The sequence below is a fragment of the Paenibacillus algorifonticola genome, assembly GCF_000971975.1.
GTDB lineage: Bacteria > Bacillota > Bacilli > Paenibacillales > Paenibacillaceae > Pristimantibacillus > Pristimantibacillus algorifonticola.
The window spans coordinates 155,393-162,726 of the sequence record NZ_LAQO01000022.1; the positions used below are offsets into that span (position 1 = coordinate 155,393).

Sequence of the window (7,334 nt, forward strand, 5' to 3'; positions counted from 1 at the left end):
GGGAGGATTACCGTGAAAATTGCTATTGTCGCCGACGATTTGACGGGCGCAAGCGATTGTGGAGGGCAGCTGGTACGTTATGGCATACGCGTATCGGTTCAAATTAATCCGGTTATGGCAGAGGAATCAAATTATGATGCCGTTGTATTCAACACGGTAAGCCGCTCCTTGCCTGCGAATGAAGCTGCGTTAATCGTCAAACAGGTTAGCCAATATATAAATGAGCAGCCATTTGACCTGATCTATAAAAAAATAGACAGCACGCTGCGTGGAAATATTGGTGCTGAGCTAAATGCCATGTCCGATGTGATTCAGCCGGACTTTATGATTATCGCGCCCGGCTATCCGCAGAACGGTCGGCAAATTATTGAACGCATTCATCATTTGAACGGTGAGCTGCTGCATGAGACGGAGGTAAGCCGCGATCCGAAGACGCCAGTGCTCCAGTCCGATGTTGTAGAGCTGGTAGCGAGCCAGACAGGGCGGGCTGTTGCTCATCTGTCCAAAGCAGATATTGACCGGGGCAAGGCACATCTAGCAGATAGGCTTGAAGTATACAAAGTACAGAATATGACCTATATTGTCGCCGATTCGATCATTGAGGAGGATTTGGAGCGGCTGGCGAATGCACTGGCACAGCTGCCTTACAAATATGTCTGGGTGGGCTCTGCTGGCCTAATGAACCATCTTCCGAAAGCATTTGCCATTGCTGAAAATGACAAGCCGCAGCATATTCCGCTGCCTGTTAGGAATGATCCCGTTCTGCTCGTCGTGGGCAGCGTGAGCAAGATGGGGCGCGAGCAGCTGCACAGTTTGATGAATCAGGAGCTGGCTGTGCAAATTATGGCCCGCTCCGAGAAACTGCTCGCTGACGAGGCTGGGAAGCAGCTTGAACTGGATCGCGTCATCGATGCGGCGAGTCGTGCTTTGGCAACTGGACGCCATACCGTTATCGTCGCCTCGGATAATGTGGCCGAAACGAAAGCGGTCGGCCAATTGCTGGGCATGACACCGATTCAGATTAGCGATGCCATTTCCGCCGCTCTTGGCAGCATAACCGTGAAGCTTTTTGGCGGGCTTGCCATTCACAAGCTGTTTTTGACAGGTGGCGATACTGCTTATCAAGTTTTGGAACAGCTTGGCATAACCGCCTTTGAGCTTATGGAAGAGCTGGAGCCGGGCGTGCTGCTGGGCAAATACGAAGCTCGCAGTCTGTATATTGTCACGAAGGCTGGAAATTTTGGTTCTGATCAAACGATGGAGCGCGTCATCAAAAAACTGCATGGAGGCGAATGTATATGAGCAAGCCGATAATCGGCATTACAATGGGGGATGCCGCTGGCGTTGGTCCCGAAATTATTGTGAAAGCGCTGCAGCATGAGGAAGTGCTGAGTATATGCCGTCCCGTTGTGATCGGTGATGCCAAAAGCATTCAGAGGGCTATCGAGCAAACAGGGGCAGCATTTACGATTCACACCGTGAGCAGCACAGCGGAATGCGAATTTAAGCCGGGCGTTATTGACTGCTTTGATTTGGATTTGCTGCCCGCGGATTTAATGCAGGGCGAAGTATCGGCGGTTGCGGGAGATGCCGCGTTCCAGTTTATTAAAAAAGCAGTTGAACTGGCACAGGCCGGCGAGCTGCAAGGTGTCTGTACAGCTCCGCTGAATAAAGAAGCGCTGCACAAGGGCGGTCATTTATACCCGGGGCATACGGAAATTTTCGCCGAGCTGACCGATACGCAAAATTATTCGATGATGCTGTCATCGCCAAAGCTGAAGGTTATTCATCTCACGACGCATGTCGGGCTGAGAAAAGCGATTGACAATATTACGCCAGAGAGAACGCTCACCGTTCTTCGCCTTGCTCATGATACGTTGACTAGAGCGGGTTATGACCGTCCTCGTATTGCTGTATGCGGCATTAACCCGCATGCGGGGGAAAATGGTTTGTTCGGTGAAGGGGAAGAGGAGGAAAAGCTCATTCCCGGCATTAATCAAGCGATTGAAGAGGGCATTAACGCGAGCGGTCCTTATCCGGCTGATACGTTATTTTACCGGGCGGTGCGCGGAGACTTTGATATCGTCATTGCCTGCTACCATGATCAAGGCCATGTGCCGATCAAAGTGCTTGGGCTGGAGGAAGGCGTGAATATTACGGTCGGCTTAAAAGGCGGGTTTATCCGCACATCCGTTGATCACGGCACTGCCTTTGATATCGCAGGGAAAAATCTAGCCGACGAGCGAAGCATGCTTGCGGCACTTGCATCGGCTGTCGAGCTGTCGCCGAAATAAGCGCGGCGGCTTCCAAATAAGCAAGGAAGAAAAGGGTGATCGGCTGCGTCCGACCCCTTCGAAAGGAAATGTAAGCGTTATCCTGCATAATGGTACCCGAAGCTGAAAGCATGGAGGTTTTCTTCAGGTGGAAAAATTAAGTTCCAGTACGATTATATTTATTTTAATTGTCATTGCGGTTTATATTGTGATTACGACCTATTTGACTTTTAAAATGCGCAGCAAGTCCAACTCTGAATTCAATAATGCGGCTAAGTCATTGCCGGCGCTTGTTGTAGGCGTCCTGCTGATGTCCGAATTTCTCGGCACCAAATCAACGATTGGCACGGCGGAATCGGCATTCAAAAATGGATTTGCCGCTTCCTGGTCGCTGTTTGCAGGCGCAATCGGCTTCTTCCTGTTCGCTTTTTTCCTCGTGACGCGTTTTTATAATACAGGGCATTTTACGATTTCAGGCATCATTAAAGAAAAATACGGCACCTCGACCAAGCTGGTCGTTTCCGTTATTATGATTTTGGCGCTGCTGCTCGTGAATCTTGGCAACTATTTGAGTGGTGCTGCTGCAATATCGTCCATTTTGGGTATTCCGATTATGACCTGTGCGATCATTACGATGATCATCAGTACGATCTATTTTACATTTGGCGGAATGAAAGGGGTTGCATGGATTACGATTATCCATTCGACCTTCAAATACGCAGGTATTTTGCTTACAGCTTTTATTGCGCTTTATATGGCAGGCGGTTTGAAGCCGATGCAGCTGGAGCTGCCTGACTATTACTTTACTTGGGATGGCAAAATTGGTGTAAGCACAATCATTGCTTGGCTTATAGGAACAATGGGAACGATTTTCTCCACACAGTTCATTATTCAGGCGATTACTTCTACAAAAGATGCGAAGGCGGCTAAACGCGCTACGATTTATGCAGGACTGCTGTTTCTCCCGCTCGCTTTGGCTGTAGCTGTCATTGGCGTTTGCGCGCGATATTTATACCCGGATATTGATCCGCTTTATGCGTTCCCGGTGTTTATGCAGCATATGCACCCGATACTTAGTGCCATTGTTGCTACATCGCTGGTCGCTTCGATTTTTGTCGGGGTTTCCACTGTAGCGCTCTCTACAACAACACTTGTCATTGAAGACTTCGTGGTACCGCGTAAAGCAATGACGCCTGAGCAAAAAATGAAGGTGACGCGTATCGCATCCGTCATTATCGGCATTTTGCCGCTCATCGGTGTCGTATTCGCTCCTGATTTGCTGACGCTGTCCTTTTTCACCCGTGCCTTGCGGGCATCTATCGCTGTCGTTGCGGGAATGGGCTTCTTCCTGCCGTTGTACAGCTCCAACCGTGGAGCGACAATTGGTTTGTCCGTAGCGGCACTGGGCACAACGGTATGGTATTTGCTCGATGATCCATTCGGCATTGATAATATGTATATTGCAGTCGTGGCGCCTTTCATCGTTATGGTTATTGACCGTTTGATCAGCAGAGCTGCTGGTGGAGAGCGAAAATAAGCGTACAAAAACAAGTGAACAAAATGAGAGTTGCATGAATTCAAATATTGCTTTTAGGAGGGCTATTGCTAATGAGTGAACAACATTCTGCTTTCCATCATGAAATGACAGCAACACCAGGAGAACCCTATCGCTCCGATGCCTATATTCCATCCCATCAGGTGCAAAATCATGCTTCATTTCTTCATGTGCTGGACAATGGGGATGTGCTCTGCGTTTGGTTTGCTGGAACACAGGAAGGCATTCCGGATGTTTCGATTTATTTGTCCCGATTGAATAAAGGGGCGACGGCGTGGACGGAGCCGGTCAAGCTATCGGATGATCCGACACGCTCGGAGCAAAATCCGGTATTATTTTCTGCGCCGGGCGGCAAACTGTGGCTGCTCTATACGGCGCAAAAATCCGGCAATCAGGATACGGCAGTCATTAGACGCCGCATATCGGAGGATAATGGCTATACGTGGAGCGGTATTGATACGCTGTTCGATACGCCAGGCATTTTTATCAGACAGCCGATTACGGTACTGGACAATGGAGATTGGCTGCTGCCGATCTGGTATTGCTACACGAATCCGGGCGAGAAGTGGACAGGCAACAAAGATGTCAGCGCAGTGAAAATTTCGTCTGATCAAGGGATGACATGGGAGGAAGTCGCAGTGCCGGGCAGTCTTGGCTGCGTGCATATGAATATCGAGAAGCTGGATAATGGCACACTCCTTGCGCTGTATCGCAGCCGCTGGGCGGATTATATTTATAGAAGCCATTCGGCAGATCACGGCAGAACGTGGAGCGAGCCTGAGCCGACATCGCTGCCTAACAACAACTCCTCTATTCAATTTACGAAGCTTGCGAATGGCGATCTGGCGCTAGTATACAATCACATGAGCGCCAGTGATTCAATGGATCGCCGCGCCTCACTGTACGATGAAATAGAAGACGAGGAAGAGGATGGCCAGGAGGCTGCAGCTTCTCTTCTGACAGAAGCGTCATCAGGAGAGGAACGGCAAGCATTCTGGGGAGCGCCGCGTGCGCCAATGACGCTGGCGATTTCCAAGGATAATGGCATGACTTGGCCGTATAAACGCAATATTGAAGTGGGCGACGGGTATGCAATGACGAACAATTCCAAGGAGCGTCTAAACCGTGAATATTCTTATCCGACGATTAAACAATCGAAGGATGGCAGTATTCATATCGCTTTCACCTATTTTCGGCAAGCGATTAAATACGTTGTTCTTACCGAACCATATATTGCGGAATAGAAGTGGAATGGATCAGAGTTGCTAAGAAAAATGGCATAAGTCAGAGGAGTGAAGAGTGTGCTACTGCAAGAACAAGCTGCTGTCGTTACAGGAGCGAGCAGAGGCATTGGCAGAGCCATTGCGCTGACACTGGCGCGGCACGGCGCATCAGTAGTCATTAATGGGACGCGTGAGGAGCTGCTTGAGAGTTTAGCGGGAGAAATTCGCCAGCTTGGCGGAAACTGCATCGTCTGTGCGGGAGATGTATCCAATGAGAAGGTCGCAAGCCATGTCATCGAAGCGGCGGTAGGACATTTCGGCAAAATTGACATTCTCGTCAACAATGCTGGCATCAACAACCGCAGCTCCACGCTTGAGATGGGGATTGACGACTGGCAGAAGGTGATGGATGTCAATTTAAACAGCGCCTTATACTTTTGCCGGGCGGCATTGCCGTTTATGATCGAGCGAAAGTATGGAAAAATTGTCAACGTAACCTCGACAACAGCGAAGACGCCCCATCGCAATGCCGCGCCTTCTTATGGAGCTTCTAAGGCCGGAGTCAATTATTTGACGCAGCATTTGGCACTGGAAATGGCGAAGCACAACATTTATGTGAATGCCATTTGCCCAGGGCCGATTGACACGGATATGAGCCAGCAGTGGACGGAGGAATACAGGCGGGAAGCGATCGCGCGAATCCCTCTGGGCAAGCTTGGCACCCCGCAAAATGTAGCGGATGCCGTGTTGTTCCTTGCCTCGTCCATGTCCGATTTTATTACAGGTGAATCGATCAATTTAAATGGCGGTACGTATATGAATTAACTCGAAGCATCAAAAAAACGACCCTTCAAGGTCGTTTTTTTTGATGCTTCATCGTTTGGCTTGCATTTCCGCTCCATATAGTTCGTTTAGATGCTCAATATGAGACATTCCCCATTCGTTCATTGCCTGTAATAAGGGTGCCATTCGCATGCCGTATTCCGTGATGGAATATTCAACCTTTGGCGGTATTTGCAAATAAATTTCACGATGAACAATGTCATGATATTCTAATTCCCGCAATTGAGAGGTAAGCATTTTTTTAGTAATGTCCGGCAATGCTTTTTGCAGCTCGCTGAATCTCATCGTACCCTGCGAAAAAAGCTGATACAAAATGATAGGCTTCCATTTGCCAACTAAAATTTCTAAAGCCGTTTCAACTTTACAATCCTCGGGCATTTGATCGTTCTCCTCTTTCGTTATCTAAGGTATCTTTTTGTATACTAGGTTTAATTAAAGTTCCTACTTCTAATAAACAACTCTAGAGCTTATTATACATCTATGATTTAAACATACTCAAGGGGGAAGCGTAACAGTGAAATGGCTTGTACGGATATTGCAAGGGCTGCTTGTGCTTGGATTTTTAATGTTTGGGTTTATGAAAGTTAGTGGAGATCCAACCCAAGTGGAAGCCTTCAATGAGATTTACGGATATGGCACAACATTCATGTACGTTGTGGGAATTGTTGAAATTTTGGGGGCTGTGGGGTTATTGATAGGCTATTGGAGAAATAGGCTGATCCCTATTTTTAGCGGATTATTAGCTGTTGTTATGGCTGGAGCTGTATTTACGCATTTAAAGGCTGGTCAAGGCTTTGGAGTAGCGGGCATGCCATCGATTTTGCTGGTATTAGCTTTGATCGTGCTTATGGGTCAGATAAAGCTGCTTGCCAATAACAGACCATAAGGAGGCAAAAAAGCATGCTGCCATCCCTTTTTATTTGCCACGGTTCACCGTTGTCCGCTATGGTGGAATCGGATTATACCCGGTTTTTATCTAATATCGGGAAAAAGTATCAGCCAAATGCAATCGTGCTATTCAGCGCCCACTGGGAGCAGCGGAATACAACGATTGCGTTCACAATTTTAACTTCTCTGTCGCCAGAATTCTCCCGCCTCTTAGGCGGGGGATGAATGGGGACTTGTGAAAATTGACATCAAACAATCTAAGCGATAGACTGATATTAATCAGTCATATCTCAAAAAAAGGTTGTGAAACCAATGGATTTAGACTCAAATAATCATTCAGTGTTCTTGCTTCATTATCACTTAATATTAGTTGTAAAATACAGGAGAAAAGTTATTAATGATCCTATCTCCGATAGATTGAAAGAAATTTTCGAGTATATTCAAATTAATTATAATATTACTCTAAAGGAATGGAATCATGACAAAGATCATATTCACATATTAATGAAAACTCATCCTAATACAGAGATATCTAAATTCCTTAATGCCTAT

General features: G+C 47.4%; 9 protein-coding genes. 8 read left to right on the forward strand and 1 reads right to left on the reverse strand.

Annotated features, from left to right (window positions below):
* Positions 1-12: 12 nt before the first annotated feature.
* The 5 genes from WH37_RS24435 (at position 13) to WH37_RS24455 (ending at position 5,876) form a co-directional block, all read left to right on the forward strand.
* Positions 13-1,302, forward strand: a complete 1,290-nt coding sequence (locus WH37_RS24435) for a four-carbon acid sugar kinase family protein (protein ID WP_046233238.1) — start codon at positions 13-15, stop codon at positions 1,300-1,302.
* The gene (pdxA, locus tag WH37_RS24440; RefSeq protein WP_046233239.1) at positions 1,299-2,294 is read left to right on the forward strand and encodes a 4-hydroxythreonine-4-phosphate dehydrogenase PdxA; all 996 of its coding nucleotides are present in this window, start codon (positions 1,299-1,301) and stop codon (positions 2,292-2,294) included. The genes WH37_RS24435 and pdxA overlap by 4 nt, the downstream gene beginning before the upstream one ends.
* Positions 2,295-2,421: 127 nt before the next feature.
* Complete coding sequence (locus tag WH37_RS24445) at positions 2,422-3,810, forward strand: sodium:solute symporter family protein (protein WP_046233240.1); 1,389 nt, start codon at positions 2,422-2,424, stop codon at positions 3,808-3,810.
* Positions 3,811-3,881: 71 nt separating this feature from the next.
* The gene (locus WH37_RS24450) at positions 3,882-5,072 is read left to right on the forward strand and encodes a sialidase family protein (protein ID WP_046233241.1); all 1,191 of its coding nucleotides are present in this window, start codon (positions 3,882-3,884) and stop codon (positions 5,070-5,072) included.
* 57 nt (positions 5,073-5,129) lie between these two features.
* Positions 5,130-5,876: an SDR family NAD(P)-dependent oxidoreductase gene (locus WH37_RS24455; protein ID WP_046233242.1), complete on the forward strand. Its 747-nt coding sequence runs from the start codon at positions 5,130-5,132 to the stop codon at positions 5,874-5,876.
* Between the two features lie 48 nt (positions 5,877-5,924).
* Here the strand turns inward: WH37_RS24455 and WH37_RS24460 are convergent, their stop codons facing one another.
* Positions 5,925-6,272, reverse strand: a complete 348-nt coding sequence (locus WH37_RS24460) for a winged helix-turn-helix transcriptional regulator (RefSeq protein WP_046233243.1) — start codon at positions 6,270-6,272, stop codon at positions 5,925-5,927.
* A gap of 136 nt (positions 6,273-6,408) precedes the next feature.
* Between WH37_RS24460 and WH37_RS24465 the strand changes: the two genes are divergently transcribed.
* The 3 genes from WH37_RS24465 to tnpA all read left to right on the forward strand — a co-directional run.
* Positions 6,409-6,780 (forward strand): DoxX family protein, encoded by a 372-nt coding sequence (locus WH37_RS24465; RefSeq protein WP_052737183.1) that lies wholly within the window; start codon positions 6,409-6,411, stop codon positions 6,778-6,780.
* A 14-nt stretch (positions 6,781-6,794) separates the two neighbouring features.
* Complete coding sequence (locus WH37_RS37515; RefSeq protein WP_046233244.1) at positions 6,795-7,007, forward strand: hypothetical protein; 213 nt, start codon at positions 6,795-6,797, stop codon at positions 7,005-7,007.
* A gap of 87 nt (positions 7,008-7,094) precedes the next feature.
* On the forward strand, positions 7,095-7,334 hold a 240-nt coding region (gene tnpA / locus WH37_RS34955), incomplete at its 3' end, for an IS200/IS605 family transposase (RefSeq protein ID WP_156182359.1).

What these genes read in the sequence shown, in the direction of transcription:
- pdxA (WP_046233239.1), top strand. Translation starts at nt 1,299, where the DNA reads ATGAGCAAGCCGATAATCGGCATTACAATGGGGGATGCCGCTGGCGTT.
- WH37_RS24450 (WP_046233241.1), top strand. Translation starts at nt 3,882, where the DNA reads ATGAGTGAACAACATTCTGCTTTCCATCATGAAATGACAGCAACACCA.
- WH37_RS24460 (WP_046233243.1), bottom strand. Translation starts at nt 6,272, where the DNA reads ATGCCCGAGGATTGTAAAGTTGAAACGGCTTTAGAAATTTTAGTTGGC.
- WH37_RS37515 (WP_046233244.1), top strand. Translation starts at nt 6,795, where the DNA reads ATGCTGCCATCCCTTTTTATTTGCCACGGTTCACCGTTGTCCGCTATG.